We start from the raw sequence: 26,055 nt of genomic DNA on the forward strand, positions 1-26,055 counted from the left end.
GGTGAAGGCGATGCCAAGTCGACAGAGGTCTATGCCAACGCCTACAACAAGGACCCGGAATTCTTCCGGTTCCAGCGTGCCCTGATCGCCTGCGACAAGGCCATTCAGGAAGGCACCCAGGTGATCGTCAGCCCGAAAAATCTCGGGATCTGCGACCAGTTCATCGAAAGTGCCCGTGCTAATGGCGGCAGCCGCTAGGACGCAGGGTACGTGTCAAAACTCTATCTGATACTGGCTGCGGCCGGAATCTGGTTCTTTGTGGAGGGGGCGATCTATGCGGTCGCCCCCGACTTCATGCGGCGCATGGCGGCGCGCCTGTCGGAAATGTCCAGCCGCGATGTGGCCTTTGCCGGGCTGGCATCCGCCGTGGTCGGCGCAGCCCTGCTTGTCTTCGCAGTCAGAGGCTTCTGAACCTGTTGCAACAAGGGCGCAAAGCGCCATACTGAAGACGTTAAGTACAATATTCGACTCTCAGGAGCCTCTTGCCTCATGCGCATTCCGGCACTCGCCGCCCTCGGTTTCATTGCCGCTTTTATCCTACCTGTTTCGGCTCAGGGCAGCCTGTCGCGGCCCCTTGATGGCCTGGACGAGAAAGTGCAGCCGCAGAACTTTCGCGACCTCTCCAAACGCCTGATGCCGGCTGTCGTGAACATCTCGACACAGCAGACAATTGCGCCCAACGGCCTGCCGACCTTTCCGGAAGGCTCGCCGATGGAACGTTTCAACGAGTTCTTCGGCCGTGACGAGGATGGTTTCCAGCGCCAAGGATCGCTCGGCTCGGGCTTTGTGATCAGTCCTGACGGAATCATCATCACCAACAATCACGTCATCGACAATGCCGATGAGATCGAGATCAATTTCTCCGATGGCCGCGTGCTCGAAGCAACGCTTGTCGGCCGCGACCGCGATACCGACCTTGCCGTGCTGAAAGTGAACAGCCGGACGCCGCTGCCCTTTGTCGACCTGGCCGACAGCGACCATGCCGAAGTTGGCGACTGGGTCATCGCCATCGGCAACCCGTTTGGATTTGGCGGATCAGTCTCTGCCGGGATCATATCGGCCCGCAACCGCGACCTGAATTCCGGGCGCTCTGATGATTTCATCCAGACCGACGCGGCGATCAACCGGGGCAATTCCGGCGGGCCGCTGTTCAATCTCGGCGGCGAAGTCGTCGGCGTGAATACCGCGATCATCTCGCCCACCGGCGGATCGGTCGGCATCGGCTTTTCGGTTCCGTCCAATCTGGTGAAGCGCATCTCGAAACAGCTGATCGAGCATGGCAAGGTGCGCAGGTCCTGGCTGGGCGTAAACGTCCAGGACGCGGACGCGGCCCTGGTCAAGGCCTACAAGGCCAAGGGCAAGGGCGGCGTCATCGTGACACGCATCACCGATGATGGCCCAGCCGACAAGGCGAAGCTGGAGGTCGGCGATCTCGTGCTCAGCTTCGACGGCAAGGCCATTGCCAGTGTCCGCGAAATGACGCGGCTGATCTCGGATGCCCCGATCGGCAAGACGGTGGCGCTGTCGATCATTCGCAATGGCAAGGCGCGCAATGTGTCGGTAACCCTCGGCGAACTCGCGGACGATGATGACGCGGCGGGTGCCAGCACGCTGCCGGATATGCCCGCCAGCAGCAATGATCTCGGCGCCGAACTCCAGAGCATGGACGACGATATCCGCCGCCGCTTCGGCATTCCGAAGGATGTCGAAGGGGTCGTGGTCACCAGCGTCAGTGCGCGCGGACGTGCATTCGGCAAACTCAGCCGGGGCGATGTCATTGTCGAGGTTAACTTCGCCAAGGTGTCGACGGTCACAGACACGGTTTCTCGTGTGGAAACGGCCATGACGACGCCGCTCCAGCCCCTGCTCCTTCGCGTGAAACGCCGGGGCGATGCCGGATGGTTCGACCAGTTCCTGTCGATCGAACTGGCGAAATAGGCGCCGCTCTCGCACCGCCCCGGTCAGATCGAGGTCAGGATCGCTTTCGCTGCGGCGTGGCATTTCTCGATCTCATGGTCGAGGCCAATACAGATGCGCGTCCATTCCGGTTTTTCTGACCAGCGGGCACCGACAACCTTGACGCCCTTGTCCAGCATTTTCGCTGCAAACTCGCCGTTGGGCATGCCGACGTCCATGTAGATGAAGCTCCCCTGCGGATCGGAAGCAATCGGGCGGCCAAGGTCTTTCGCCATGGCGATCAGCTTGGCCCGGCCACGGGCTGTCTTGACCCGCATCTCCTCATAATACGCCGTGTCGTCGAGCGCGGCCATGCCTCCGACAAGACCAAGATAGTTCACATCAGACAGGCGGCCCGTCTTGCGTATGGTCATCGCCATCTCCGGCTGCATCAGGCCGTACCCAAGTCGCTGGCCGGCCATCGCATAGATCTTCGAGAACGTGCGCGCCACGATCACAGGCTTTCCCGCCTTGACGAACTCGGTCATCATGCCCGCCGGATAATCATCCGACATATCGAGATAGGCTTCATCGATGAAGACCGGCACTTTTGCAGAGGCCTCTTCAACGAACGCCTTCAGGACGGCCGGCGCCACCACTTTGCCCGTCGGGTTGTTCGGGTTGCAGATATAGACCCCGGATGTGTTCGGACCGATCGCGGCGGCGATGGCGTCCATATCGAAACCCAGGTCGGAGGCCAGCGGCACCTGTATGACATTGGTCCCGATGTTCTGTGCGACGCGCGGCACGCCTTCATAGGTCAGCGCCGAAGTGACAAGGTCCCCGCCCTGTACGTGCACATAGTCAGCAAACGCCGCGAGGATCGGGCCTGATCCATTGGTCACCAGGACCTGCTCGGGGGCCACGCCTTCGCGCTTGGCGATCATCTCGGCAAAAGCCATCGTTTGTGGCCGCGCATAGCGATAGATATTTCCCACGCCAGCACGCATCGCTTCCATGGCTTTCGGTGATGGGCCAAACGGGTTCTCGTTCGACGACATGATCGCGATGGCATTGGGATCAATCGCCACTGTCGCTGCGGGCGTTGAAGTGACGGCGCTCGCGGCCTCCGAACAGGCGGCAAGGCCGGTCGCAGCGCCCAGTGCGCCAACGCTGGCGAGTTTCATCAGGTTGCGGCGCGATGGCGATATCAGGTTAATATCAGACAGATTTTTCATCAGAGGACCCTCCGGGACATGGAGCGGGCGTTTGGCGAAACTCTAATGATGTGCACCCGCGAGTGAAATCAGTTCGCAATCACGCTTGGTGCAGCGCAACATTTATCGGTGGCGACGCACGGAATTGGCGAGACTTGCCCACCAAGCGTTCACGCAGGCTCGCAGACTATGCGATTTCCGGGGTGAAAAGCCTGCAAAACGAGCAGGCCTAAACTTCGACAAACTCGCTCGCCATGTAGCCTTGGAAGAACAGGGCGGCTGTCAAGTCGGCATGATTGATCGCCGCCGTCGCCTGCTCGGCAACGATGGGCTTGGCGCGGTAGGCAATACCGAGGCCGGCTGCGCGGATCATGTCGAGATCATTCGCGCCGTCGCCGAGCGCCAGCGCATCGTCGCGAACAAGTCCGTGCGCCGCTGCCGCCTCGTCCAACGCTGTCAATTTCGCCTCTCGCCCAAGGATCGGCGTGCCAACGTCACCCATCAGGACCGCACCATCATCGCTCAGCGTGTTGCCGCGATGGGCATCGAACCCGGATGCTTCAGCCACGCGCGACGTAAAGAATGTGAAACCACCCGACACGAGCAGCGCATGAGCGCCATGCGCCTTCATCGTGGCCGTCAGCGTTCGCGCGCCAGGATTCAGCGTGATGCGTTCGCGATAGGCCGCCTCGAGGGCCGACAGTTCCAGCCCCTTGAGCATGGCCACCCGCGTCGTTAGCGCGCCTTCGAAATCGAGTTCGCCGCGCATCGCGCGTTCGGTGATCGCCGAGACCTCGGCCTTGAGGCCGGCGAAATCCGCCAGCTCGTCGAGGCATTCCTGACCAATGATGGTTGAATCCATGTCTGAGATGAGGAGACGCTTGCGCCGGTTGGCGGCAGGCAGAACCGCAACATCCGCTTCCAGCCCCTTCACCCCGGCGCGAACCGCCTCGATCTCGGCCTGGGCCCCTGCCTCGAAGACATACTCGCACGCCTGCCATGGGCCAGTGTTCGACAGAATCCGCAGCTGCATGTCACCCACGCCAGCTGCAGCAAGAATGTCCCCCAGTTGCCCAGCAAGATCAGCCTTTGATGGTGCTGCCACAGCCGTGACAGCAAGGAAATTGCGGGAAGTATCCGGGTTCTGGGTCATGTTTTCAGTCTCTTGGTGTCTTTCCACGCGCCCGACAAGCCCTTAGGTCTGGAGCATGCATCCGGCAATCCTCATTCACGGTCCGACCGCCAGCGGCAAGACCGCTCTCGCCATCGCCGTTGCCCGGCGACTGGGCGGTGAGGTCATCAACGCTGATTCCATGCAGGTTTACAGGGACCTCCAGGTTATCAGCGCCCGCCCCGACGAAGCGGAAATGGACGGCGTTGAGCATCACCTCTTCGGTCATGTCGACGCCGCCACACGTTACTCGACCGGTGACTGGCTGGAAGATGTACGCTGCCAAATCAAGCGCGTGGAGTTGAAAGGCAAGCGTGCGATCCTCGTCGGCGGCACGGGCCTCTACCTGCTGGCCATGACACAGGGCCTGTCGAACATCCCGCCGGTGCCGGAGGATATCCGGGCCGATGTCCGCGCCATTGCCGAGACCGAAGGCGCCGAAGGCCTGCGCGACAGGCTGGCGCCAGTCGACTCTGAAACAGCGGAACGGCTTGGCACTGGCGACCGCCAGCGCCTCTCACGGGCCTATGAAGTCTGGCTCGCGACCGGGCGCCCGATCAGCGACTTCCACGAGGAACGCCAACCGCCTGTCCTGCAAGATGGCGAATGGATCGGTTTTGCGCTCACCCCGCCGCGGGCGCGTCTTTATCAGAAGATAGACCGCCGCTTCGAAGGTATGCTGATGCAGGGCGCCATGGATGAGGCCCGCGCGCTGATGGAACGTGGCCTCGATCCCGAACTCCCGGCCATGAAAGCGCACGGCATGCCGTGGCTGACAGCCTTTGCGCGCGGCGAAATCAGCGCTGAACTGGCGGCCGAAAATGCAAAGCGGGATACGAGGCGCTACGCAAAAAGGCAGTTTACGTGGATCGGAAGGCAATTTCCGTTTTGGCCGCGTATCCCGTCGCCAGAGCCGGAAAACCGCCTAAGGGTCATTCATGCCCTTTATAGGGAGATTGACAGCGCCAAAGAGGCAGATTATCCCTAACCCCGACGTTGGAGGAAACGCACCGTGCGCAAACCAGAAGTACTCGTTATTTCGCATCCGTAGTCGGCTGACCATTCAGCCGGTTGCGGGTGCGCGCACAAAAGGGTCTCCTCAGGGGGCCCTTTTTTAATTCAGCCCCGACCCATTTTTCCAAGACAATCCGAGAGCCTCATGACCACAGCCACCAAGTCCAAGACGCGCGCCGCCAGCCCGACCCCGACTGAACCCCGCATGATGTCAGGGGCCCAGATCGTTATCGAGGCCTTGCGCGAACAGGGTGTGGACTCGCTTTTCGGCTATCCGGGTGGCGCTGTGCTGCCGATCTATGATGCGCTGTTCGCGGCGCCGGACCTGCGGCACATCCTGGTCCGTCATGAACAGGGCGCCGGCCATGCCGCCGAAGGCTATGCCCGTTCGACCGGCAAACCGGGTATCGCCCTTGTGACCTCCGGTCCCGGCGCAACCAACATGGTGACCCCGATCACGGATGCGATGATGGACTCCATCCCAATGGTTGTCCTGTGCGGCCAGGTCCCGACCCATCTCATCGGCACGGACGCGTTCCAGGAATGCGACACGATCGGCATCACCCGCACCTGTTCCAAGCACAATTACCTCGTCACCGACGTGAACGATCTGGCACGCGTCATCCATGAGGCATTCCTGATCGCGACATCCGGTCGGCCGGGCCCGGTCGTGATCGACATCCCGAAAGACGTCCAGTTCGCGACCGGCACCTATATCGGCAAGGAAGGCGTCCACAAGCCGACCTATAACCCCCGCACAATTCCCCAGCCCGAAGCAGTGTCCGCGATTGTCGACCTGATCATGACGTCCCGGCGCCCGATCTTCTACACCGGTGGCGGCGTTATCAATTCAGGACCGCGGGCCTCGAAACTGCTGCGCGAGCTGCAGGCCGCAACCGGCATACCGGTCACGTCCACGCTGATGGGCCTTGGCGCCTTTGCGGCCTCTCACCCCGACTGGCTCGGCATGGTCGGTATGCATGGCAGTTTTGAAGCCAACAACGCCATGCATGACTGCGACCTGATGATCTGCCTGGGCGCGCGGTTCGACGACCGGGTCACGGGCCGGATCGACGCCTTCTCGCCGAATTCCAAGAAAGTCCACATCGACATCGACCCGTCCTCGATCAACAAGATCGTCCGCGTCGACGTGCCTGTGGTCGGCGATTGCGCTGCCACGCTGCAAGCGATCCTGAAGGAACTTGCCGCTCGCAAGGGCAAGAAACCCAATCTCTCCGAATGGCAGACGCAGATCGCCACATGGCGGGCGCGTGATTGCTTCGCCTACGCAAACTCTGACACCGTGATCAAGCCGCAATACGCGGTCCAGCGTCTCTATGAACTCACCAAGGACCGGGAGACCTATATTTCCACCGAGGTCGGCCAGCACCAGATGTGGGCCGCCCAGTTCTATCATTTCGAGGAACCGAACCACTGGATGACCAGTGGCGGCCTCGGCACGATGGGCTATGGCCTGCCCGCCGCCGTCGGCATCCAGGTCGCGCATCCGGACGCCCTCGTCATCGATATCGCGGGCGAAGCCTCGGTTCAGATGGTGATGCAGGAATTCTCCACGGCCGTTCAGCACCGCCTGCCAATCAAGGTGTTCATCATGAATAATGAATGGATGGGCATGGTGCGCCAATGGCAGGAATTGCTGCATGGCGAACGCTATTCACATTCCTATTCCGAAAGCCTGCCGGACTTTGTCAAACTCGCCGAGGCTCTTGGTGGCCATGGCATTCATTGCGACAGGCCGCAGGAACTCGATGCGAAGATCCAGGAAATGATCGACCATGACGGTCCGGTCCTGTTCGATTGCCGCATCGAAAAGGCCGAAAATTGCCTGCCGATGATTCCGTCGGGGTCTGCTCATAATGAGATGATCCTCGGGGAGATAACTGGTAACGAGGTCAGTGACGCCGGGAAGAAGCTGGTATAGCAGCCGGACAGGCATCGGGTTTTGGGACGGATTGTGTAGATGAGTATGAGCGAAATCCTCGCCCTGCTGCGCGAACACCTTGATGTGGTGATCGCGATCGGCTCTGCGCTGGTTGCGCTTGTCAGCGCCTTCGCCGCGCGCACCGAGACGCGTCGTCAGCGCCGGCTACAGACCGAACGTCTGCGCCAGAGTATCGACGCGGCCAGCCTCGAATGGGGCAACCACGCAATCGACGCGCTCGGGCGCGCCGCGATGTTTGCACGCACCCGCCATCTGCAGGCCAATGACGCGACCTTCGCGGGTGGTAAGACAAGCCTCCTGATCGGCCTGTCGGCCCTCGTCGAACGCGGCCGCATGTTCTTTCCGAACCTCAATGCCGACAATAAGGGCGCAGACAAGGACGGGGCCTATCGCGGCCACCGCCCACCCATCCTGGATGCCATCATGTGGGCCTATTTCGAGCTTGACGCCATGCACCGCGAAGGCGGCCCGACGGGCGATAACAGCGCGGAATTCATTGAAGATTGCCGTCGCCTGATGGTGTCGGAATTGCAGGCGCATCTCGATCCCCGCCGCCTCGACAAGGTTGTCGAGCGGTATGACGACCAGACCCAAGCAAACCGGCGCGACGCCATCGACCGCGCCACGGCGCTGAAGGCCCGCCTTGAAACCCGCAGGCCGGGGCTCGTGCTCGACGCACCCCGGGCGCTGGACACGCAATCGGAGACAATGCAATGAGCGACGGTACAATCGGAGACACACCAACCGGACCGAAATCGGCCTATTTCCTGTCGCATGCTGACGAAGCTGTCGAACGGCGCACACTGGCCGTGCTTGTCGATAACGAACCCGGCGTGCTCGCGCGCGTCGTCGGCCTGTTTTCAGGCCGGGGCTACAATATCGACAGCCTCACGGTTGCCGAGGTCGATTCCAGCCAGCGCCGCTCGCGCATCACCATTGTGACGCAGGGCACGCCGCACATCCTTGAGCAGATCGAAGCCCAGTTGCTGCGCATTGTGCCTGTCGGCGAAGTGATTGACATCACCAAGTCGAAACGCGGCATTGAACGCGAGTTATCCCTTATCAAGGTTGCCGGCACCGGCGAAGTCCGCGTCGAAGCCCTTCGCATTGCCGAAATCTTTCGTGCCAAGGTCATTGATACGACAAATGAGAGCTTCATTTTCGAGCTCACCGGAGCCTCTGACAAGATCAGTCAGTTCATCGACCTCATGCGCCCGCTCGGACTGGTGGAAGTCAGCCGGACCGGCGTGCTCTCGATCAAGCGCGGAAAGGAACAGGGATGAAGGCATTCCATATCCTTCTATTCGCCGGCCTTCTGTGTGCTGGTGCCGCCAGCGCGGACGAAGAGCCGCCTGAAAGCTGCCGGCCCAAAGTGGCCGGGACAGCACCGACGCTCTCCGGCGAAGCCGAAAAGGCGCAGTTGCAATGCGATATCGATCGCGCCAACCATCTCGTGGCGCGGTCTGCCCGCTTGCAGCCAACCACCTTGCATCCGGCGATCCGCATCGTTGACACCGCATCGCCCAGCGGTGCGGCCTATATCTACGATGTCATCGGTGCGGGACCGTCCTACTGGCTCGAGGCCCGCTCGGTACCAAGCGAAGGCAATGAACGCAGCCGTGTGCCCGTCTGCAAGCTGAGCACGGCCCTTCCCGATGATGTGGCCAAGCCCCTGGTCGGCATGTTGGCGACGATCGGTTCGATCGCTCTTCCGGAGTACGGTCGCCGCGAAGAAGTTACGATCAACCCTGATGGCTCCCGGCGTGTCGTCCTGCTGCTCGATACACATGACATTGTCACGACAATTGAAACACCCGGCAAGGTCCGGCATTTCTCGCGTCATGCAAAAGCGTCTGACGACATTGCCCGGATCAACCAGATGATCATCAGTGTTGCAAATATCAGCGCTGGCTGGACCTGCAACGCCAACTGAACCTTATCCTATCAATCCCACCCTAAAGCGGAGCTTTTTGAAGCCAATGAAAGTTTATTACGAGCAGGACGCGGACCTTTCCCTGATCCAGAAGAAGAAAGTTGCCGTCATCGGCTATGGCAGCCAGGGCCATGCGCATGTGCTGAACGCGCGCGACAGCGGCGTGAAAGATATTGTTGTCGGCCTGCAGGAAAGCTCCGCCAGCCGCGCCAAGTGCAAGGCCGAAGGCCTGACCGTCATGAAGCCCGCCGAAGCCACGAAATGGGCTGACGTCGTGATGATCCTGATCCCGGACGAACTCCAGGCTGTCGTCTGGGCGAACGAGATCGAGCCGCATACATGCGAAGGCCAGCACATCATGTTCGGCCACGGCTTCAACATTCACTACAACCTGATCCGTCCGAAGGCCGGCGTCGACATCTCCTTGTCCGCGCCCAAGGGCCCGGGCCACACGTTGCGCGCACAGTACCAGATGGGCTTTGGCCTGCCGGGTCTCATCGCCATCCATCAGGATGCAACCGGCACCGCCAAGGACGTCGCCCTGTCCTATTCGAAAGCCATCGGCAACACGCGTGCCGGCGTCATCGAAACCTCCTTCCGTGAAGAGACCGAAACCGACCTGTTCGGCGAACAGGCCGTGCTTTGCGGCGGTATCGTCGAGCTCATCAAAGCCGGTTTCGAAACCCTGGTCGAAGCCGGTTATGCGCCGGAAATGGCCTATTTCGAATGCCTGCACGAAACCAAGCTCATCGTTGACCTGATCTATGAAGGCGGCATCGCCAACATGAACTACTCGATCTCGAACACGGCCGAGTATGGCGAATACGTCTCCGGGCCGCGCATCGTGAATTCGGAAACCAAGGCCGAGATGAAACGCGTCCTGACCGATATCCAGGATGGCACGTTCGCCCGCAACTGGGTGCTCGAAAATCAGGCCGGCGCCCCAAGCTTCCACGCCAAGCGTGCCCGCATGAACAACCACCTGATCGAGGAAGTCGGCGAAAAACTGCGCGGCATGATGCACTGGGCCCAGAACGACCGCCTGGTCGACAAGGCCCGCAACTAACGCGCGAACCTTTATGCGCCTGAATAACTGGAACATTGAGAGACGCGGCCCGCATATATGGCAGGCCGCGTCTCTTGTTTCTGAGATCCAGTCTCTCGAACCCGATCTCGTGGTCCTGACCGAAGCGCACACCCATTTTCTGGACCGACTCGGTGGACACACGCTTTCCCATCGCGGCTACGATCACGGCCCCAAGGCCGACAGCGAACAGCTCGTCGTCATCTGGAGCAAGGCACCCTGGAAGCCGGTCCACTGCCAGATTCTCTCGCCATGCTGGGTGGCGCTGTTCTCGGCGAAACAATTGTGAACGGGCGCGCCGTCTTCTGCCTCGGCATCTGCATCCCTTGGCACATGGCACCGGACACACCGCCCGCCGACAAGTTTCAACCATGGAAACAGCATGAACGTTTTCTCGACCAATTGGGCCCCGCATTGGCATGCATCGGTCACCTGCGCCCCCTGATCGTAGCCGGAGACTTCAACCGGCGCATGCCGAGAGCCTGGGGGCCTCACAGGTCCTAAGCAAATCTCGAAACAGCAATGACCGGGTTCGACGTCGTCACACGCGGGTCATTATCGCCCCTCGACGACATGACAATCGACCACATCGCGATCAGCGGCGCGCTCTCAGCCACGCACGTGCGGGCGCTCGACCGCAAGGATTCGTCTGGCAAAGCGCGCAGCGATCATTTCGGTGTTCTGGTCGATTTCGATTGGCAGGCAATCTCCGCCTGACCGCTCACTCAGCTGCCAGATTCAAATCCACGTCGCTATCAATGCCCGCCATCTTGCCTTTCATCGAATGCTGCCAGATCGCGTAAGGCACGTTCGGCGCGCCATCGACACTCCGTATCCAGAGCGGGTAGCGATCGAAATGTCCGGCGATCCAGTCGGCGTGGAATTCCGGTGTCGTGTAAATCACTGGAGTTGCGCCGTATTCAGCCTCCAGCCTGTCGAGAAATGCCTGTAGTTCAGCCCGCGTGCCTGCCTCGTCCCGGTAGGGTTTGCAATTGTGCGCGTATTCCAGGTCGACCGCTGGCGGCAGTGTGCCGTTCCGCACCTCGACGGACTGGATGAAATTGATCGCCTGTTCCTTTGCCGGCTTGCACAGGATGTAGAAATGGTAGGCGCCAACATCATATCCGCGCCGCGTCGCCTCGCGCCAGTTCATCTGGAAGTCAGCGTCCTTCCAGTCGCGTCCCTCGGTGGCCTTGAGATACATGAAATCAAGCCCCTCAGTATCGAGGGCGTCCCAGTCCACCTGTCCATTGTGATGCGACAGGTCGATCCCACGCGCACCGGGCGGTAACGGTCCGCCACCTGCTGCTGGCGCCTCTGTGGGGGCACACGCGACCAGGGTCAAAAGCACTGCGAATACTGGGAATACGAGTTTCATCCACGTCAATCTGGCATGCAATCAAGGCGCCGTCGCGGTCAAAGAAATACCTTTCCGCGGCTCAACTTCTACGCAGCACGCCTGGAGCCTAATTCGCGTATGGCACGTATTTTGCTTCTTTTTCCCAAAGTATTCAGTCACCAAGGGACGAAAACATTGGCCAATCAACCCGCATCATCGCGCGCGCCGCGGTCTCAAGAAGGCAGCTTCATCACGGCAGGGTCCGTGCTGGAGGGCAAGCTCGCCTTTGCCGGGCCGACCATGCTGTCAGCCCATCTGAAAGGCGACATCTCCACAGACAGCCTGCTGGTCGTCGAGGCTGGCGCGGTTATCGAGGGCAATGTCTCCGGCACCGTCATCATCGTCCATGGTGAAATCAAGGGCTCGGTCAGTGCCAGCGAAACGATTGAAGCCTGGCCGGGCTGTCGCCTGGAAGGCCGCGCCTATGCGCCCAGCATGCGGGTTGAGGAAGGTGCCAACATCCTTGCCGATCTCCTGATCGCGCCGCAGCAACCGGCGGACTGGTTCTCACCCGTCGAGGACCCAGCATCCACGCCAGCGATTGCGGCACCTCACGCACCTGTCGCGCGCCCGACGCCGCCATTCGTCAACACGATGTTCAGCCCTCCCGAAAAATCCGTCTCAGGCAGCTGAGCCTCAGCGTCCGGCGCCGTCCTTCAGGCGTTCCCATGTGTCATCGTTAGGGTCATAGGCGGCCAGGCCCGTTATCCGGTCACAGGCCCATTTGTATCCGGTGTCGCAAGCTGACTGGAGGACACGTGTGCCTTCGGCGACATTCTTGGGGCCACCCTGACCCGCAAACACCATGTTGCCATAACCGGCACAGCCGCTGACCTCGCCAAGGTCACACGACACTTTGTAAAGGCGCCGGGCTTCGGTCAGGTCCTGTTCCATGCCGTATCCCTTGGTGGCGAGATAGCCGAGCGTCGCGCATCCAACTGCGTCCTTGCCCGTGCAGGCCTTGCGATAGGCTTTCGCGGTCGCCGTGTAATCCTGCACGCCGCCCCAACCCTTGCGGTAATAATCGCCCAACCTCGTGCAGGCTGCGTAATCCTTCGTTGCACAGTCGCGAATGGCATCTGCCCGGCCGGCACGATCCCTTGCCAGGTTTTCAGTGGCTTGTTCGACCACGATTTCGGCTTGCGTGCGCTCAAACTGATTGCCCTGCGCGAGGGCGGGCACGGCTGTCAGGCTGGCGGCTGTCATCAATATCAGGCTGGCAAAACGGCGCATGGGGTCACTCTCTGAATGGTAATGTATAACACTCACCATATACGCCTCGACCCGGACGGCGTCCACGTCGCCCGCTGCTTAAGAAACCGTAACCCACCCTTGCCGCCACGCCGTCCCCGGCGCAAACTGCTCTCAACAAGAAACATTTTCGGGAGACATCAAGCGCATGGCCGCACAAGACCAGCTACCCATCGGATCAGGCTTTCACGCCAAGTCGACAGCCGCCGAGGTGCTCGAAGGCATCGACCTGACAGGCAAGAATGTGATCGTCACCGGAGGGTATTCGGGCATCGGGATTGAAGCCGTCCGCGCGCTCGCAGGCGCTGGCGCGCGCGTCACTGTCCCGGCCCGGCGGGTCGACGTGGCGGAAGCGGCCCTAGCGGATGTGGCGGGCGAGATCGAAATCGCCGCGATGGATCTTGCCGACCTCAAGAGCGTCGAGAAATTCACCCGCGAGTATGACGAGACCAAGCGCAGCCTCGACATCCTGATCAACAATGCCGGCATCATGGCCTGCCCTGAGGGCCGCGTCGGCCCTGGCTGGGAGCGTCAGTTCGGCGTCAACCATCTCGGTCACATGGCGATGAGCCTCGCGCTGGCGCCGTCCATGCAGCGCGCCGAGTCATCCCGCGTCGTCGCCCTGTCCTCCACCGGGCATGTTCGCTCCGATGTGCACTGGGACGACCCCCACTTTACCCAGACCCCTTACGACAAATGGGACGCCTACGGACAGGCCAAATCGGCCAATGCCCTGTTCGCGCTCGGTGTCGATCACCGTGGCCGCGGCGTCGGTGTCCGGGCCTTTTCCGTGCACCCGGGCGGGATCTTCACGCCCCTTCAGCGCCACCTGTCAGATGAGGAAATGGTGGCGCTCGGATGGAAGGCGGCCGACGGAACGATCCCGCCCCAGGTCCAGGCCATGTTCAAGACACCCGAACAGGGCGCGGCGACCAGCGTTTGGGCAGCGACCTCGCCAAAACTCGATGGCCGCGGCGGCGTCTATTGCGAAGATTGCGACATCGCCCAGCTTGCAACGGCAGAAAGCCAGCGCTGGGAGCACGCCCGCCCGTGGATTTGCGACGATGAAAAGGCCGAACGCCTTTGGACAATGAGTGAGAAAATGCTGGCGGACGCCTGACCACAGGCGCATTGGAGGAAAAATCCATGAAATACGTGTTTGCAGCAATCATCGCCAGCGGCTTGGCAGCTGGCTGCGCCGCACCGTCCTTAGACGTGGCAGCCGCTGAAGCATTGATGCCAGGGGCCGCCGCGCCCTCGGCGGTCGCCCCGGTCGCCTTCGACTATGCCCGCATGTTCGGACAGGATGACCGGCCAGCCACCGACTATGAGCAATACGAAGTCCGCAAGTCGCCGCAGGTCCTCGCCTTTGCCGGAGTCGCTCCCGGCATGACGGTCGTTGATCTCGAAGCCGGTGGCGGTGTCTATACAGAGCTCTTCTCACGCGTCGTCGGCGATGCGGGCAAGGTCTACATGCAGAACCCGGCCGCGTTCGATGCCTTCCTCGGTGACGCCGTTTCGACCCGTGTCGATGGGCGGCTGTCCAACGTGGTCAAGCTCAAGTCGAATTTCGACGACCTGTCAGCCGTGCCGGACGGCACAGCCGACCGGGTCACGTGGCTGCCTGGGCCCGCACGAACTCTGGTACACACCTGACGGGGCTGAACCCGGCGCCCTCGGCGATCCGGACGCGACGTTCGCCGAGATTGCCCGTGTAACCAGACCGGGCGGGCATTTTATCGTACTCGATCACATGGCCCCTGTGGGCGCACCGGCGACCACCGGTGGCGACACACACCGCATCGACAAGGCCATCGTCATATCCCTCGCCGAGGCACACGGTTTCCGCCTCGCCGAGGAAAGCGACCTGTTCGCCAACGCGGAAGATGACAGAACGATAAATGTTTTCGACCCCTCGATTCGGCGCAAGAGTGATCGTTTTCTCCTCAGGTTCGAAAAGAACCAGGCTCCGGACCTGTAGCGGCAGCCACGTCGCCCCAGGTTCTGGTCAGCCCGCGCTTTGTGGCTTCGCAAGTGTTAACCGAGATCGGACAAATCTTTACGTCTTCTTCAGGTCGCCTGAACGCCAATCAAGTAATCTCCTCCGAGAGATCGTGGAGGGACAGCTGCTGAATCCCAACGGATTCCTGACCAAGTGGGTGCGCGAAAGAATGCAGCCAAAAATCGAGTCGGGCACCGACGCCCTGCGCCTTGCGATCGGCTCAACGCTTATTGTTCTCTCCATCATCGCGCTTGGCGAACTGACGATATCGACCCTGACCGGAGCAAATCTGTGGCTCGACCTGGCGCGCGGCATGTTCATCGCTTTCCCGACCTTTCTCTACAATGCCACGGTCCTGCGCCAGAACGTCATCCTCCAGCGGACGTTCCGCAGCGCCTATCGCGTCGCGACGCGCAATGCCGAGGACATCATCAGCAAGAACCAGGAGCTGGAAGCCGCTCAGATGCGACTTGCCGAACTGGCCAATTCCGATTTTCTCACCGGTCTCGCAAACCGTCGGCGCTGCTGGTCTTGGCGGATCACCGTTCACGCTAATCCTTCTCGATCTCGACAATTTCAAGCAGGTCAATGATGTCCATGGGCATGATGCCGGTGACGCGGTCCTGCAACACGTCGCGGTGCGTATCCGCAAGGCGATAGGTGATCGAGCCAGTTTCGGCGCCCGGTTGGGTGGCGATGAATTCGCGGTACTGCTCTGGGAAACGCTCGATGGCGCCGACGTCGCCGCGTTTGCCGCCGAATTGCAGGATATCCTCGCCCTACCACATGTCTATCGCGGCGAAACTCTTGTGGCGCGATCCAGCATCAGCCTTGGCTTCTACTCTGTAGCATTCAGTTCAGCGTCGGAAATGTTTGTCGCAACGGAAAAGGCGCTGATGAGCCACAAGCACAGCGACGAGGTCGGTATTGCCTGCATTAGCACGGACGACGGCCTATCCTTGGCAAGTTGAGCCAGGTTCAGGCGCGGGCTTCCGCCAGCATAAGCTCAGGCGCGCCACCATGAACGACAGCCTGCGCCGGCAACCAGCACGTCACTTCCAGCCCACCGCCTTCGACCGGTTTCATCCCAACCGTGCCGCCGTGCAGGTCGACGAAATGTTTCACCAACGCCAGGCCAAGGCCGGCGCCACGCTGGTCGCCTGAAACGAAACTGTCGAAGCTTGTCGCGCGCTTGTCAGCCTCAAGTCCTTTGCCATTGTCACGTACCGACAAGGTGACCATGTCGCCTATCCGTTGCGCCGACACCACGATCTCGCCACCCGATTCGGTGAAGCGGAGCGAGTTGGAGATGAGGTTGAACAGTACCTGGCGAATCCGGCGCTGATCGGCCCGAATGACGCCTAGCTTGCCCTTTATCTCGGCGCGAACGGTGATCTCCGTGTCCTCGGCCTTCGACACGACCATTTCGATACTTTCCTCGATCACGTCCTGAAGCTGGACATCTTCGAGGTCGAGATCCATGCGCCCGGCTTCAATCATGGCGAGGTCAAGAATATTCTCGATCAGCTTGGACAAGTGATCCGAGGCCGAGAGGATCGCGCTGACATAGTCAGACTGGCGATCGGTCAGATCGCCATTGCGCTGGGTCTCGAGCAGTTCGGCATAACCGAAGATCACGGTCAGCGGCGACCGCAGCTGGTAGCTGACATTGCGCACGAATTCCGTCTTCAACCGGTCGGCGGCTTCGAACGCCTCCGCGCGGTCGCGCAAGGCGGATTCAACGCGGCGGGTGGCGGTGACATCAGCAAACGCGATCAGCGTGTTTCCATCCGGCAACGGATGGGTCAGGTAAGTCAGGATCGATCCGTCCGAGCGGCGCATCTCGCCGGTTGTCGACTGGCGCGCGCGTGCGGACGGATCAGTAATGTGGCCCTTTATCGCATCCCAAATCTCGACATCATGGAACAGCGGTATGCACGCTTCGATCACGGCGGAATAATCCGGCTGGTCCTTCAGCAAGTCATGCGACAGGCCCCAGAGGCGCTCGAAGGCGTGGTTGAACAGTTTCAAGCGTCCGTCGCCGCCGAACACGGCAACCGCTTCATGCAGGTTATCGAGCGTCGAGGACTGTGTTTTCACAATAGCATTGAACTTGGTCTTGAGATCGAGCTCGCCGGTAATATCCTTGAACAATAGCAACAGCCCGCCCATTGGGTGACGCTGGCGCGTGACCGACAGGGTGCGGTCGTCCGGCAGCGACCAGATGTCTTCCTTCACCCCGTCAATATCGAGATAGTAGGACAGTTCCTCGGCGCGCCATTCGGCATAGTTTGTCCGGGCCGGCAACTTGCGGCGCTCGCGCAGCCGGTCCAACAACTGGCCGTGGTTTGGCCGGTCGAGTAGGAAGCTCTCGTCGAGGTCCCACATATCGCGGAACGCCTTGTTGTAAAAGCTCAGCTTACGGTCGGCGCCAAAGATCGCGACGGCATCTGCAACATGGTTCAGCGTTTCGTCATGCGCGCGGACATGGCGGTTGAGTTCGTCGCGCGCATTCTCCTGCGCGGTCACATCGAACGCCATCGCCCCGGCCCCACCCGACAGCGGGAACGTCAGAACACGCATTGCACGGCGCTCACCCTTGATCACCATATGGCGCGTCTCGTCGATATCGGCGCCTTCGGAAATCGTCTTGCGAGCCTGTTCGGAGGCAGCCTGGTCGAGCATCAGCTGGCGGTCGAGCACGCGGTCCAGGTTGATACCGTCGACCGCCTCGATATAGGCCGGATTTACCCATTGCAGCTTGCCCATGCCCGACACGCGCCAAGCCGGGAAAGGCGACTTGCCAAGCATGTCGAGAAATGCAGTCGGGTCGCGCGCGATCACCTGGCGGGCCTCTTCCAGCTTGCCGCGGGCCGAGCTTTCCTCAAGCCCCTTGATCGTCGTATCGGTCACCCAAACCACAGCGCGCGCGCCGGCCGTGCGGCCATCTGCTTCGAGGAAACGGCCGGACGGCCCGATAATTGTCAGCGAAAATGCCTGCCCGGTCTCTCGCAGTTCGCGCAGACGTATGCGCAGCGTCGTGTCCTGCCCGGCGCTGTCACGCGCTTCGAGGTCCGCTAGGCCTTCGATAATGCGAACGGCGGGGTTCATGGAAATGGCATCGTCCGTGAAACTGAGCAGGCCGGCCAGCGCCACGGGTGACCCGTAAAGTTCCGGCGGGATAATCTCGTCGCCATCGGCTTCCAGGGCCTCGCCCTGCCATACGAGAATCACCCCGGGGTGCGCGCCGAGCACCGATCTGTGTTCAGCCAGCGTCGTTTCAAGCTCGGCAGACCGGTCGCGAAACTTGCGCGCAGCACCCCTTGCCCCATCCGAAACCCGCAATGCCCACAACAGGGCCGCAAGGCCCAGCGAGGCCGCGCCTGCGGACATGATGATCGGCACCTGGTCTGCACTTATCGCCATTGTCATCCAATTCCATCGCCTGAATCGGCCGCTTTTCCGACAGCCGCAAGAGGTTAACGGAATGCTCCCATTCCATTAAGGCAGCGTTAACGTGACGGTAAGACGCGCGCCCAGCCCATGCAAGGTAACTGAAACGTCATGTTGCAAATAAACCACAGCGGCATAGTCTGCCTATCTGGTCACTCTACAGGAACCGCTCATGCGCCCACGCTATCTGGCATCTACCCTGACTGCGCTTGTCTGGCTTGGCGCGCCATGCCTGGCGCAGAGCGTCAGCGCAACGGAAGCGGCAGGCTTGGTCGAATCGGACATTCCGGACGGCGAGGACGCCGACGATATCGAGCGCCTGCCCGGCCAGGGCCACCTCAAACCGGATGCGCCGCATGGACGCCACGCTTCAGGCAGGCTCGTCCCTGGCGGCGGCCTGATCGTAAGCTTCGACGCCAATGATGATGGCCACGTCACCCCGGACGAACTCAGAACAGGGGCGATCGCCGCGTTCAAAGTCGCCGACGCCAATGCTGATGGCTCCTTGAGCGCCCTTGAGCAGCAGGACTGGGCCAACAACCTGCCGGCACGCGACGATACGCTGGCCAATCCTGTCCGGTTCGATCCCAATCTCGACCGCATCGTGAGCGTCACGGAATTTGTTTCCGTGGTCGCCCAGCTTACCGTCGACCATGCCGATCCGGACGGAAACATCTACCTGTCCAAGCTTGCTGCGCCTGAATCCAAGGAGGCTGGCAAGCGCCTGTGGACCGACGTGAACGCTGAGGATACGCCAACCCGGCGCTGACCGGCTCAACGATTACGGAATCCGTGCAGTATCAGCAGATTTCGTCGTCCTGGCCCTGTTCACCGAAGCCTTCGGCAATCAGGCTTGCGATCGCGGTAACGGCTTCCGCCGCTTCCGGGCCTTCCGCGCGCAGCTCCACTTCACAGCCCATGTGCGCCACCAGCATCAACAGGTCCATGATCGACCGCGCGTCCGCGCTTTCGGCCTCATGATGGACGGTGACATGGGCGTCGAACTCGCCTGCAAGCCGCGACAGCCGAGCAGAAGCGCGCGCGTGCAGGCCCTTCCGGTTCACGATCATCACGCGTTGGGTCGCCGTTGTCGTCGCCGGATGCACTAGGATGACTTCGTCAGCAGGTCAGATGCGATACTGATATATTTGCGGCCTGCTTCGGCGGCCACTTTCGCGGCCTCGGCCAAAGACAGCTCGTTGCGCACTTCGGCCAGCTTGATCAGCATGGGCAGATTAACGCCCGAAAGTACCTCGATATTGCCAGCGGTCATGACCGACATGGCAAGGTTAGACGGCGTGCCGCCGAACATGTCCGTCAGGATGATGACGCCCCGCCCGCGGTCGCAGGACTTGGCCGTTTCCCGGATCTGGTCGCGACGCGCCTCGATATCATCCTCGACCTCAATGGATATCGAACGAAAGCAAGGCTGTTCGCCGACCACATGTTCCGTGGCGGCGACCAGTTCACGTGCGAGCTTGCCGTGGCTGACGACAACAATGCCGATCATGCCGGAACCTTCCAGGGCCATTCTTAACGAACTTGTCATGCTGCCACGCATCAGCGCGGCGTCAACCCTGATTCAGCCGTTGCGCAGATAGCTCGTCGCGTCAGGAGTCCGGCAGGCCCAGCACGTCATTCATGCCATAAAGGCCGGGCTTGCGACCATTGACCCAGGCCGCAGCCTGCATGGCGCCGTGGGCAAACACGGCCCGGTCCAATGCCAGATGGCTGAGCGTGACGATTTCCATGTCGGAGCCGAGACTGACGGAATGTTCGCCGATCACATCGCCCATGCGACGCACGGAAAAGCCGATCTGGCCGGGCACGCGGGCGCTGTCCGGTCCGTCATAAGGCGGGCTGCGCAGTGTATCGAGCGAAGCGCCACGCCCTTCGGCCGCCGCCTCCCCCAGCATCAGGGCCGTACCTGAAGGGGCATCCACCTTGCGCCGATGGTGTGTTTCCAGGATCTCGATATCCCAACCCTCGCCCAAGCGGCTCGCCGCCATTCGGGTCAGGGCCTGCAACAGGTTGATACCGACAGAGAAGTTTCCGGCCTTGACGATGGCCAGCCGCTCGGCGGCACGGGCAATTTCCGCGTCCTGTGGGGCGCTCAGCCCGGTCGTGCCGATCACCACGCCGCTGACGCGCGTATGTTTCAGCGCGTCAAGTGCCGCCAGCGTGGCCGCAGGCCGCGTAAAATCGATCCAGACATCCGCGTTTGCCGCCGCCGAAACAGGATCGGTTACAGGCCGGATCCCCAGCAAGCGGCGTCCAGCCAGTTCGCCGATATCCCGGTCGAACGGCCCGCTGCCGGGCGCCTCCGTCCCGCCTACGACCGACAGGCCTGCGTCGATCGCGCCAGCCACGAGCTGGCGCCCCATGCGCCCGGCGACGCCGGCAATCGCCACGCTCAAGGCGCTGGGGAGTGTTGTGTCAGTCATTCGGGCCCTTCCGGATGTGCGAACCGCCTAGCCTCTTAGCACACCGCCCGCGCCCTTGGCGACAGATGCCACGATCCGGTCCACCAGGCCCTGGATGTCTTCATCCGTCATCTTTTCACGCGGCTGGATCGTCACTTCGAAAGCGACTGATTTCTTGCCCTCGGGCACGCCTGCGCCCTGATAGACGTCGAATACGTCAGCTGAGCCAATCAGCTGCTTGTCGGTGGCCACGGCATGTTTCACCAGGTCACCCGCTGGCACGGCTTCGTCCACGAGGAAGGCAAGGTCACGCCGGATTGGCGTCAGGTCGGCGCGTTGCAGCACCGACTTGGTCTTGGTCGGCCGTGTCTTCATCTGTGGCAGGGCATTCAGGTTGAGCTCAAATCCGAACATTGGTCCGTCAACACCCATCGCCTTGAGCACGCCCGGATGGATCGCGCCGAAATGGCCGACCGTCACCTTCGGCCCCAGCTTCAGGCAGGCCGCCTGCCCCGGATGCCAGTGCGGCTGTGTCGGCGCACTCACCTGGAAGCGTTCGCCCGGCTGGCCGAGCGCATCCAGCACCGCGAACAGGTCTGCCTTCGCGGCGTAGGAATCATAGGCTCGTGGTGTGCCCTGCCAGTGGCGCTGATTGGCAGGGCGTACAACGCCTGAGGCAACCGTGCGCTGGTCCTTCGGACCGTCGCCCAGATAGATGGGCCCGACTTCAAACAGGCACGCGCCCGGTTCGCCATGATTGGCGGCCCGCTGCGCGGCCACGGCCAGGTTGCCAATGATCGAAGGCCGCATCTGGTTGAGCTCACTCGCCACAGGGTTCGCCACCGCCAGCGCCGGGTCATGCTTGGCGAACAGTGCCGCATGATCCCTCGCCATGAAGCTCCATGTCACGGCTTCGAGAAAGCCGCGCGCGGCCATAACCCGGCGGGACACACGCACACGTTCCTGGATCGGCGTCGTGATGGCGCGGCGGCCACCGACGGGCTCGGGCAAGGATGTCACGGGCAGCGAGTCGTAGCCGATCAAGCGTGCAACTTCCTCGACCAGGTCTGCCGACTGCTCCATGTCGAACCGGAAGCTTGGTGGCAGCAGATACCAGGCATCGCCCGCATCCTCGATATCGAACTCGAGATCCTTGATGATCCGCCGCATCTCCGGCAGCTTCACGACAAGGCCTGTCAGCCGTTCGACATCCGCAGGATAGAAGGTCACCTTGTCGATACGCGCCGGGATCGATCCGGCGACATTGAGCTTCGACGCCGTACCGCCGCCATGTTCCAAAATTAATTCAAGGGCGAGGTTTACCCCATCCACGCAGCTCTGCGGATCGACACCGCGTTCGAACCGGTAGCGCGCATCCGAATGGATGCCCGTCGCGCGACCCGTGCGCGCGGTGCGCAGCGGATCGAACCAGGCGCTCTCGATGAACACATCGACGGTCTCGTCGGACACCGCCGTCGATGCGCCGCCCATCACGCCGCCCAAGCCGATCACGCCGCTAGCATCCGCAATGACGCACATTTCCGGCGTCACCTTGTAGGTCTTGCCGTCCAGCGCTTCAAGGCTCTCGCCCGCCTTGCCCAGCCGCGCCACGACCGTGCCGCGCAGCTTGGCGGCATCATAGGCGTGCAATGGCCGCGCGCGGTCGAGCGAGATATAATTCGTCACATCCACCAGCAGTGATCTTGGCTGGATACCAACCGCCTTGAGGCGCGCTTGCATCCAGTCTGGCGACGGACCGTTTGTCACGCCGCGGATCATCGCGCCCGCGAACATCGGGCAGGCGTCGGATGCCTCCAGTTTGATCTCGACCGGGCAATCATAACTGCCGGGCACCTTTTTCGCATCAGACCGGATGAACCGGCCAGCACCCGCCGCCGCCAGGTCGCGCGCAATCCCCTGCACACCCAGCCAGTCCGGCCGGTTCGGCGTCACTTCAAAATCGATCACCGGATCGTTCAGGCCAAGCGCTTCTGCCGCCGGCATGCCCAGCGGCAGGGACTCGTCCAGGTCGGCAATGCCGTCATGGTCCTCGCCGGCATTCAGCTCCTTGGTCGAGCACATCATGCCGTGGCTCTCGACGCCGCGAATGGCGCGTGGCTTCTTGTCGAGCGCGAACTCAAGCCCCGGAATATAGGTGCCGAGGCCGGCATAGATCGCCGTCATGCCGGCGCGCGCATTCGGCGCACCGCAAACGATCTGCTTGGTGCCGTCCACGGTTTCGACCGTACACACGCGTAGCTTGTCCGCATCCGGGTGCGGCTCGGCGGCGATCACCTTGCAGACGGTGAAGTCTTTCAGGGTCTGGTTCGGATCGACAACCTCTTCGACCTCCAGCCCTGCTTTCAGCATCAGCGCCAGGACTTCATCGAGCTCCGCCTTGGTGGCAAGGTGATCGGTCAGCCAGGAAAGCGTGAATTTCATCAGCTGAGCCCTCCGCTGACGGACGGCGTTGTCCATGGCGCAAAGCCGTAATGGCGCGTCCATTGCGGGTCGGCCTCGAAATAGGGACGCAGGTCCGGCATGCCGTATTTCAGCATGGCGAGACGATCGACACCCATGCCAAAGGCAAAGCCCTGATGCGTCGCCGGGTCCAACCCGCAATTGCGCAGCACGTTCGGATGCACCATGCCGCAGCCGAGCACTTCCAGCCAGTCGGTGCCCTTGCCCACTTCCACCATGCCGCCTTCGCGCAGGCACTGCACGTCCATCTCGGCCGACGGCTCGGTGAACGGGAAGAAGTGCGGGCGGAAGCGCGCCACGACATTGTCGACCTCGAAGAAAGCCTTCACGAAATCGATCAGGCAGCCCTTGAGGTGGCCCATATGGATGCCCTCCTCAATGACCAGTCCTTCGACCTGGTGGAACATCGGCGTGTGAGTCGCGTCCCAGTCATTGCGGTAAACCCGGCCCGGCACGAGAATGCGCAGCGGCGGCTTTTTCTTCATCATCGTACGGATCTGCACCGGGCTCGTATGCGTACGCAAGACTTTCGGCGTGCCGCCTTCGGGCGCGTCCAGGAAGAACGTGTCGTGCATCTCGCGCGCCGGGTGGCCTTCAGGGAAGTTCAGCGCGGTGAAATTGTGCCAGTCGTCCTCGATGTCCGGGCCCTCGGCCACGGTGAATCCCATGTCGCCGAAAATCGCCGCGACCTCCTCGAACACCTGCATCACGGGATGCAGCGTTCCGGTGCGGGGGCCCAGCGCCGGCGGCAGCGTCAGGTCGACTTTCTCGGTCGCCAGTTGGGCTTCCAGCGCCTTGGCCTCAAGCGCGGCCTTGCGGGCGCGCACGGCCTCTTCGACCGTCACCTTGAGGGCGTTCAGTTTCGGTCCGTTTTCCTTGCGCTCGTCGGGGCTCATCTTGCCCAGGCCGCTCATCAGGCCGGACACGCGGCCCTTCTTGCCAAGCTCGGCCACGCGCACGGCGTCCAGCGCGTCAAGCGTCGTCGCGGCATTGATCGCCGCAAGGGCCTCTTTCTCTATCGTTTTGATATCGGACAAGGTTTCAGCCTCTCTTGGGATTCTGCGCGCTTTCTAGTCGCTTCGAGACATCATGCAAACGCCTAAAGGAAAAGCCCGGCTTTAAGGGCCGGGCTCTCCATTGTGCAGCATAATTGGGTGCAGCCTAGGCGAGCGCGGCTTTCGCCTGCTTGACCAGTGCGCCAAACGCTTCCGGCTCGCGGATTGCGATGTCTGACATGACCTTGCGGTCGACTTCGATGCCAGCCTTGGTCAGGCCGTCGATGAAGCGGCTATATGTGAGTTCGTCATCATGGATGCGCACAGCGGCGTTGATACGCTGGATCCAGAGCGAACGGAATTTCCGCTTTTTGACCTTACGGCCAACATAGGCGTACTCGCCGGCTTTCCAGACAGCGGCATGCGCGTTCGAGAACGTGTTCTTCGAACGGTTGCGGAAGCCTTTGGCCTGCTTGATGATTTTCTTGTGGCGGGCGTGGGCCGGCACTTTATTGCGTGAACGGGGCATTTGAGCCTCCTAAGTCAAGATCTTGGGGAAAACGGGAAAAGCTTACAGGCCGTAAGGCAGGAACTTCTTCATGACGCGGGCGACATCGGCGCTCGAGGCAACTTTCGTGCCTCGGTTTTGGCGGATATACTTGGCATTATGGCTGCTGAGGCGGTGGCGTTTGCCAACGACACCATGCTTCAGTTTTCCGGTGGCCGTGATCTTGAACCGCTTGGCAGCGGCTTTCTTGGTCTTCATCTTCGGCATTTCTGGTCTCCTTGTGCGAGCTCACACCCGTGGGCGGCCCTTGGTCTGTTCATGAGCTGAGGGGCATGCCGTTCGCCCGCACCGCTCGGAAGAGGCGGCTTATGACGGATCGGAGAGATAGAATCAAGGGGTCGGATGCCTGTTATTGCAGGCGGTCCGGCGCGAAACGGGGGGATTCGCGCGGCCCTGTCCCAGCCCCGTGGCCTGCAGCCATGCCGGATCGCGCAAATCCTGTCCGACCGTAGGCGTTTTCAGTTCATAATACGCGCGCCATGGGGGTCAAAAGCCCCGGCTAGCGGAGGGAACGGGCTAGCGACCCTGTTTTCCTGTGTGATCATAGTAATGCGATGCGGACCCGCACCCTCCGCCCGCCACAAAAAAAACCGGAGGGCAAATCGCCCGTCCGGTTTTCCGTGTTGCTTTGAAGGAAGCGACCCCTAGCGCGGCGCCAGCACCATGGTCATCTGGCGGCCTTCGAGCTTCGGTTCGGTTTCCACTTTCGTGGTTTCCTCGAACTGGGTCTTCACCCGCTCAAGCAATTGCATGCCGAGATGCTGGTGCGCCATTTCTCGGCCCCGGAAGCGCAGGGTCACCTTCACCTTGTCGCCGTCCTCGAAGAAACGCTGCATCGCGCGCGACTTCACCTCGTAATCATGCGTGTCGATGTTCGGACGCATCTTGATCTCTTTGAGTTCGCTGGAGCGCTGCTTCTTCTTGGCAGCGGCCTTCTTCTTGCGCTCTTCAAATCGCAGCTTGCCATAGTCGAGGATTTTCACGACCGGGACTTCCTGGTCGGGGGAAACTTCCACAAGGTCCATGCTCGCCTCGCGCGCCGCATCAAGGGCTGCTGCGAGGGGCATCACGCCCTGCTTTTCACCGTTCTCATCAATCAGGAGAACATTGGTGGCGGTAATATCTTCATTGGTGCGGGGGCCAACCTGTTTCTGTGGTCCACCCTGGTCTGGTCTGCGAGCTATGGCCTGTCTCCTTTGTGGCTG

Annotated in this window: 30 protein-coding genes and 1 pseudogene; 18 read left to right on the plus strand and 13 right to left on the minus strand. The window is 61.4% G+C overall.

What is annotated here, in order from left to right:
• The 3 genes and pseudogenes from ACESNB_RS06970 to ACESNB_RS06980 all read left to right on the plus strand — a co-directional run.
• A pseudogene (locus ACESNB_RS06970) lies at nucleotides 1–198 on the plus strand (protease modulator HflC); the annotation flags it as partial.
• Nucleotides 199–210: 12 nt separating this feature from the next.
• Nucleotides 211–411 (plus strand): DUF2065 domain-containing protein, encoded by a 201-nt coding sequence (locus ACESNB_RS06975; RefSeq protein WP_373005689.1) that lies wholly within the window; start codon nucleotides 211–213, stop codon nucleotides 409–411.
• Nucleotides 412–489: 78 nt separating this feature from the next.
• On the plus strand, nucleotides 490–1,938 hold the full coding sequence (locus tag ACESNB_RS06980; protein ID WP_373005691.1) for a Do family serine endopeptidase: 1,449 nt from the start codon (nucleotides 490–492) through the stop codon (nucleotides 1,936–1,938).
• 23 nt (nucleotides 1,939–1,961) lie between these two features.
• Here the strand turns inward: ACESNB_RS06980 and ACESNB_RS06985 are convergent, their stop codons facing one another.
• Together ACESNB_RS06985 and serB are read right to left on the minus strand one after the other, a co-directional pair.
• The gene (locus ACESNB_RS06985) at nucleotides 1,962–3,134 is read right to left on the minus strand and encodes a histidinol-phosphate transaminase (RefSeq protein ID WP_373005693.1); all 1,173 of its coding nucleotides are present in this window, start codon (nucleotides 3,132–3,134) and stop codon (nucleotides 1,962–1,964) included.
• A 208-nt stretch (nucleotides 3,135–3,342) separates the two neighbouring features.
• Complete coding sequence (serB, locus tag ACESNB_RS06990) at nucleotides 3,343–4,266, minus strand: phosphoserine phosphatase SerB (RefSeq protein ID WP_373005695.1); 924 nt, start codon at nucleotides 4,264–4,266, stop codon at nucleotides 3,343–3,345.
• A gap of 55 nt (nucleotides 4,267–4,321) precedes the next feature.
• Between serB and miaA the strand changes: the two genes are divergently transcribed.
• From miaA to ACESNB_RS07030, 8 genes are all read left to right on the plus strand, one after another.
• A complete protein-coding gene (gene miaA, locus ACESNB_RS06995; RefSeq protein WP_373005697.1) occupies nucleotides 4,322–5,272 on the plus strand; it encodes a tRNA (adenosine(37)-N6)-dimethylallyltransferase MiaA in 951 nt (316 codons plus the stop codon).
• A 171-nt stretch (nucleotides 5,273–5,443) separates the two neighbouring features.
• Complete coding sequence (locus ACESNB_RS07000; protein ID WP_373005699.1) at nucleotides 5,444–7,240, plus strand: acetolactate synthase 3 large subunit; 1,797 nt, start codon at nucleotides 5,444–5,446, stop codon at nucleotides 7,238–7,240.
• 39 nt (nucleotides 7,241–7,279) lie between these two features.
• Nucleotides 7,280–7,978 carry a hypothetical protein gene (locus ACESNB_RS07005; RefSeq protein ID WP_373005701.1) on the plus strand — a complete coding sequence of 233 codons (699 nt, stop codon included), beginning with the start codon at nucleotides 7,280–7,282 and terminating at the stop codon, nucleotides 7,976–7,978.
• Nucleotides 7,975–8,544, plus strand: a complete 570-nt coding sequence (gene ilvN / locus ACESNB_RS07010) for an acetolactate synthase small subunit (protein WP_373005703.1) — start codon at nucleotides 7,975–7,977, stop codon at nucleotides 8,542–8,544. Before ACESNB_RS07005 ends, ilvN begins: the two co-directional genes overlap by 4 nt.
• Nucleotides 8,541–9,194: a hypothetical protein gene (locus ACESNB_RS07015; protein ID WP_373005705.1), complete on the plus strand. Its 654-nt coding sequence runs from the start codon at nucleotides 8,541–8,543 to the stop codon at nucleotides 9,192–9,194. Before ilvN ends, ACESNB_RS07015 begins: the two co-directional genes overlap by 4 nt.
• Before the next feature lie 46 nt (nucleotides 9,195–9,240).
• Complete coding sequence (ilvC, locus tag ACESNB_RS07020) at nucleotides 9,241–10,260, plus strand: ketol-acid reductoisomerase (RefSeq protein WP_373005707.1); 1,020 nt, start codon at nucleotides 9,241–9,243, stop codon at nucleotides 10,258–10,260.
• 13 nt (nucleotides 10,261–10,273) lie between these two features.
• Nucleotides 10,274–10,567 carry a hypothetical protein gene (locus tag ACESNB_RS07025; RefSeq protein WP_373005709.1) on the plus strand — a complete coding sequence of 98 codons (294 nt, stop codon included), beginning with the start codon at nucleotides 10,274–10,276 and terminating at the stop codon, nucleotides 10,565–10,567.
• Nucleotides 10,568–10,800: 233 nt separating this feature from the next.
• Entirely contained in the window at nucleotides 10,801–10,995 is a 195-nt protein-coding gene (locus ACESNB_RS07030; protein WP_373005711.1) for a hypothetical protein, read from the plus strand.
• 4 nt (nucleotides 10,996–10,999) lie between these two features.
• Here the strand turns inward: ACESNB_RS07030 and ACESNB_RS07035 are convergent, their stop codons facing one another.
• Nucleotides 11,000–11,656 carry a GH25 family lysozyme gene (locus ACESNB_RS07035; RefSeq protein ID WP_373005713.1) on the minus strand — a complete coding sequence of 219 codons (657 nt, stop codon included), beginning with the start codon at nucleotides 11,654–11,656 and terminating at the stop codon, nucleotides 11,000–11,002.
• A 156-nt stretch (nucleotides 11,657–11,812) separates the two neighbouring features.
• Between ACESNB_RS07035 and ACESNB_RS07040 the strand changes: the two genes are divergently transcribed.
• Nucleotides 11,813–12,310 carry a polymer-forming cytoskeletal protein gene (locus ACESNB_RS07040; RefSeq protein ID WP_373005715.1) on the plus strand — a complete coding sequence of 166 codons (498 nt, stop codon included), beginning with the start codon at nucleotides 11,813–11,815 and terminating at the stop codon, nucleotides 12,308–12,310.
• 3 nt (nucleotides 12,311–12,313) lie between these two features.
• Here ACESNB_RS07040 and ACESNB_RS07045 read toward each other — a convergent pair whose 3' ends face one another.
• Nucleotides 12,314–12,910 (minus strand): tetratricopeptide repeat protein, encoded by a 597-nt coding sequence (locus ACESNB_RS07045; RefSeq protein WP_373005717.1) that lies wholly within the window; start codon nucleotides 12,908–12,910, stop codon nucleotides 12,314–12,316.
• 166 nt (nucleotides 12,911–13,076) lie between these two features.
• On the opposite strand from ACESNB_RS07045, the gene ACESNB_RS07050 reads away from it, so the two are divergent.
• The 5 genes from ACESNB_RS07050 to ACESNB_RS07070 all read left to right on the plus strand — a co-directional run bounded on the left by ACESNB_RS07050 (nucleotide 13,077) and on the right by ACESNB_RS07070 (nucleotide 15,901).
• A complete protein-coding gene (locus ACESNB_RS07050) occupies nucleotides 13,077–14,048 on the plus strand; it encodes an oxidoreductase (RefSeq protein WP_373005719.1) in 972 nt (323 codons plus the stop codon).
• Nucleotides 14,049–14,074: 26 nt separating this feature from the next.
• A complete protein-coding gene (locus tag ACESNB_RS07055; protein ID WP_373005721.1) occupies nucleotides 14,075–14,584 on the plus strand; it encodes a hypothetical protein in 510 nt (169 codons plus the stop codon).
• Nucleotides 14,585–14,681: 97 nt separating this feature from the next.
• Complete coding sequence (locus ACESNB_RS07060; RefSeq protein WP_373005723.1) at nucleotides 14,682–14,909, plus strand: hypothetical protein; 228 nt, start codon at nucleotides 14,682–14,684, stop codon at nucleotides 14,907–14,909.
• Nucleotides 14,910–15,099: 190 nt separating this feature from the next.
• Nucleotides 15,100–15,522 (plus strand): hypothetical protein, encoded by a 423-nt coding sequence (locus ACESNB_RS07065; RefSeq protein ID WP_373005725.1) that lies wholly within the window; start codon nucleotides 15,100–15,102, stop codon nucleotides 15,520–15,522.
• Nucleotides 15,485–15,901 carry a GGDEF domain-containing protein gene (locus tag ACESNB_RS07070; protein ID WP_373005751.1) on the plus strand — a complete coding sequence of 139 codons (417 nt, stop codon included), beginning with the start codon at nucleotides 15,485–15,487 and terminating at the stop codon, nucleotides 15,899–15,901. Before ACESNB_RS07065 ends, ACESNB_RS07070 begins: the two co-directional genes overlap by 38 nt.
• 7 nt (nucleotides 15,902–15,908) lie before the next feature.
• Here ACESNB_RS07070 and ACESNB_RS07075 read toward each other — a convergent pair whose 3' ends face one another.
• Nucleotides 15,909–18,356: an ATP-binding protein gene (locus tag ACESNB_RS07075; protein ID WP_373005727.1), complete on the minus strand. Its 2,448-nt coding sequence runs from the start codon at nucleotides 18,354–18,356 to the stop codon at nucleotides 15,909–15,911.
• 199 nt (nucleotides 18,357–18,555) lie between these two features.
• On the opposite strand from ACESNB_RS07075, the gene ACESNB_RS07080 reads away from it, so the two are divergent.
• Complete coding sequence (locus ACESNB_RS07080; RefSeq protein ID WP_373005729.1) at nucleotides 18,556–19,152, plus strand: hypothetical protein; 597 nt, start codon at nucleotides 18,556–18,558, stop codon at nucleotides 19,150–19,152.
• A 31-nt stretch (nucleotides 19,153–19,183) separates the two neighbouring features.
• Here ACESNB_RS07080 and ACESNB_RS07085 read toward each other — a convergent pair whose 3' ends face one another.
• The 8 genes from ACESNB_RS07085 to infC form a co-directional block, all read right to left on the minus strand.
• Nucleotides 19,184–19,453 carry an HPr family phosphocarrier protein gene (locus tag ACESNB_RS07085; protein ID WP_373005753.1) on the minus strand — a complete coding sequence of 90 codons (270 nt, stop codon included), beginning with the start codon at nucleotides 19,451–19,453 and terminating at the stop codon, nucleotides 19,184–19,186.
• A gap of 35 nt (nucleotides 19,454–19,488) precedes the next feature.
• Nucleotides 19,489–19,893, minus strand: coding sequence for a PTS sugar transporter subunit IIA (locus ACESNB_RS07090; RefSeq protein WP_373005755.1), 405 nt, complete (start codon nucleotides 19,891–19,893; stop codon nucleotides 19,489–19,491).
• A 100-nt stretch (nucleotides 19,894–19,993) separates the two neighbouring features.
• Nucleotides 19,994–20,827: a 4-hydroxy-tetrahydrodipicolinate reductase gene (gene dapB / locus ACESNB_RS07095; RefSeq protein WP_373005731.1), complete on the minus strand. Its 834-nt coding sequence runs from the start codon at nucleotides 20,825–20,827 to the stop codon at nucleotides 19,994–19,996.
• 27 nt (nucleotides 20,828–20,854) lie between these two features.
• Nucleotides 20,855–23,248, minus strand: coding sequence for a phenylalanine--tRNA ligase subunit beta (gene pheT, locus ACESNB_RS07100; protein ID WP_373005733.1), 2,394 nt, complete (start codon nucleotides 23,246–23,248; stop codon nucleotides 20,855–20,857).
• Nucleotides 23,248–24,324 carry a phenylalanine--tRNA ligase subunit alpha gene (pheS, locus tag ACESNB_RS07105; protein ID WP_373005735.1) on the minus strand — a complete coding sequence of 359 codons (1,077 nt, stop codon included), beginning with the start codon at nucleotides 24,322–24,324 and terminating at the stop codon, nucleotides 23,248–23,250. Before pheS ends, pheT begins: the two co-directional genes overlap by 1 nt.
• Nucleotides 24,325–24,448: 124 nt before the next feature.
• A complete protein-coding gene (gene rplT, locus ACESNB_RS07110) occupies nucleotides 24,449–24,811 on the minus strand; it encodes a 50S ribosomal protein L20 (RefSeq protein WP_373005737.1) in 363 nt (120 codons plus the stop codon).
• A 42-nt stretch (nucleotides 24,812–24,853) separates the two neighbouring features.
• Entirely contained in the window at nucleotides 24,854–25,057 is a 204-nt protein-coding gene (rpmI, locus tag ACESNB_RS07115) for a 50S ribosomal protein L35 (RefSeq protein ID WP_340692391.1), read from the minus strand.
• Between the two features lie 437 nt (nucleotides 25,058–25,494).
• Entirely contained in the window at nucleotides 25,495–26,034 is a 540-nt protein-coding gene (gene infC / locus ACESNB_RS07120) for a translation initiation factor IF-3 (RefSeq protein WP_373005757.1), read from the minus strand.
• Between the last annotated feature and the right edge of the window lie 21 nt (nucleotides 26,035–26,055).

The organism is Hyphomonas sp., from assembly GCF_041689225.1.
Lineage (GTDB): Bacteria > Pseudomonadota > Alphaproteobacteria > Caulobacterales > Hyphomonadaceae > Hyphomonas.

Coding starts and splice junctions, on each gene's coding strand:
- ACESNB_RS07025 (WP_373005709.1), top strand. CDS start 10,274: ATGCGCCTGAATAACTGGAACATTGAGAGACGCGGCCCGCATATATGG.
- serB (WP_373005695.1), bottom strand. CDS start 4,266: ATGACCCAGAACCCGGATACTTCCCGCAATTTCCTTGCTGTCACGGCT.
- dapB (WP_373005731.1), bottom strand. CDS start 20,827: ATGACTGACACAACACTCCCCAGCGCCTTGAGCGTGGCGATTGCCGGC.
- ACESNB_RS07045 (WP_373005717.1), bottom strand. CDS start 12,910: ATGCGCCGTTTTGCCAGCCTGATATTGATGACAGCCGCCAGCCTGACA.
- ACESNB_RS06980 (WP_373005691.1), top strand. CDS start 490: ATGCGCATTCCGGCACTCGCCGCCCTCGGTTTCATTGCCGCTTTTATC.
- ACESNB_RS06985 (WP_373005693.1), bottom strand. CDS start 3,134: ATGAAAAATCTGTCTGATATTAACCTGATATCGCCATCGCGCCGCAAC.
- ACESNB_RS07060 (WP_373005723.1), top strand. CDS start 14,682: ATGGCCCCTGTGGGCGCACCGGCGACCACCGGTGGCGACACACACCGC.
- rplT (WP_373005737.1), bottom strand. CDS start 24,811: ATGCCCCGTTCACGCAATAAAGTGCCGGCCCACGCCCGCCACAAGAAA.
- ACESNB_RS07080 (WP_373005729.1), top strand. CDS start 18,556: ATGCGCCCACGCTATCTGGCATCTACCCTGACTGCGCTTGTCTGGCTT.
- ACESNB_RS07065 (WP_373005725.1), top strand. CDS start 15,100: ATGCAGCCAAAAATCGAGTCGGGCACCGACGCCCTGCGCCTTGCGATC.
- ACESNB_RS07050 (WP_373005719.1), top strand. CDS start 13,077: ATGGCCGCACAAGACCAGCTACCCATCGGATCAGGCTTTCACGCCAAG.
- ACESNB_RS07085 (WP_373005753.1), bottom strand. CDS start 19,453: ATGATCGTGAACCGGAAGGGCCTGCACGCGCGCGCTTCTGCTCGGCTG.
- ACESNB_RS07015 (WP_373005705.1), top strand. CDS start 8,541: ATGAAGGCATTCCATATCCTTCTATTCGCCGGCCTTCTGTGTGCTGGT.
- miaA (WP_373005697.1), top strand. CDS start 4,322: ATGCATCCGGCAATCCTCATTCACGGTCCGACCGCCAGCGGCAAGACC.
- ACESNB_RS07055 (WP_373005721.1), top strand. CDS start 14,075: ATGAAATACGTGTTTGCAGCAATCATCGCCAGCGGCTTGGCAGCTGGC.
- ACESNB_RS07000 (WP_373005699.1), top strand. CDS start 5,444: ATGACCACAGCCACCAAGTCCAAGACGCGCGCCGCCAGCCCGACCCCG.
- ACESNB_RS07035 (WP_373005713.1), bottom strand. CDS start 11,656: ATGAAACTCGTATTCCCAGTATTCGCAGTGCTTTTGACCCTGGTCGCG.
- ACESNB_RS07030 (WP_373005711.1), top strand. CDS start 10,801: ATGACCGGGTTCGACGTCGTCACACGCGGGTCATTATCGCCCCTCGAC.
- ACESNB_RS07005 (WP_373005701.1), top strand. CDS start 7,280: ATGAGTATGAGCGAAATCCTCGCCCTGCTGCGCGAACACCTTGATGTG.
- ACESNB_RS07090 (WP_373005755.1), bottom strand. CDS start 19,893: ATGATCGGCATTGTTGTCGTCAGCCACGGCAAGCTCGCACGTGAACTG.
- ilvC (WP_373005707.1), top strand. CDS start 9,241: ATGAAAGTTTATTACGAGCAGGACGCGGACCTTTCCCTGATCCAGAAG.
- pheT (WP_373005733.1), bottom strand. CDS start 23,248: ATGAAATTCACGCTTTCCTGGCTGACCGATCACCTTGCCACCAAGGCG.
- ACESNB_RS07075 (WP_373005727.1), bottom strand. CDS start 18,356: ATGGCGATAAGTGCAGACCAGGTGCCGATCATCATGTCCGCAGGCGCG.
- ilvN (WP_373005703.1), top strand. CDS start 7,975: ATGAGCGACGGTACAATCGGAGACACACCAACCGGACCGAAATCGGCC.
- rpmI (WP_340692391.1), bottom strand. CDS start 25,057: ATGCCGAAGATGAAGACCAAGAAAGCCGCTGCCAAGCGGTTCAAGATC.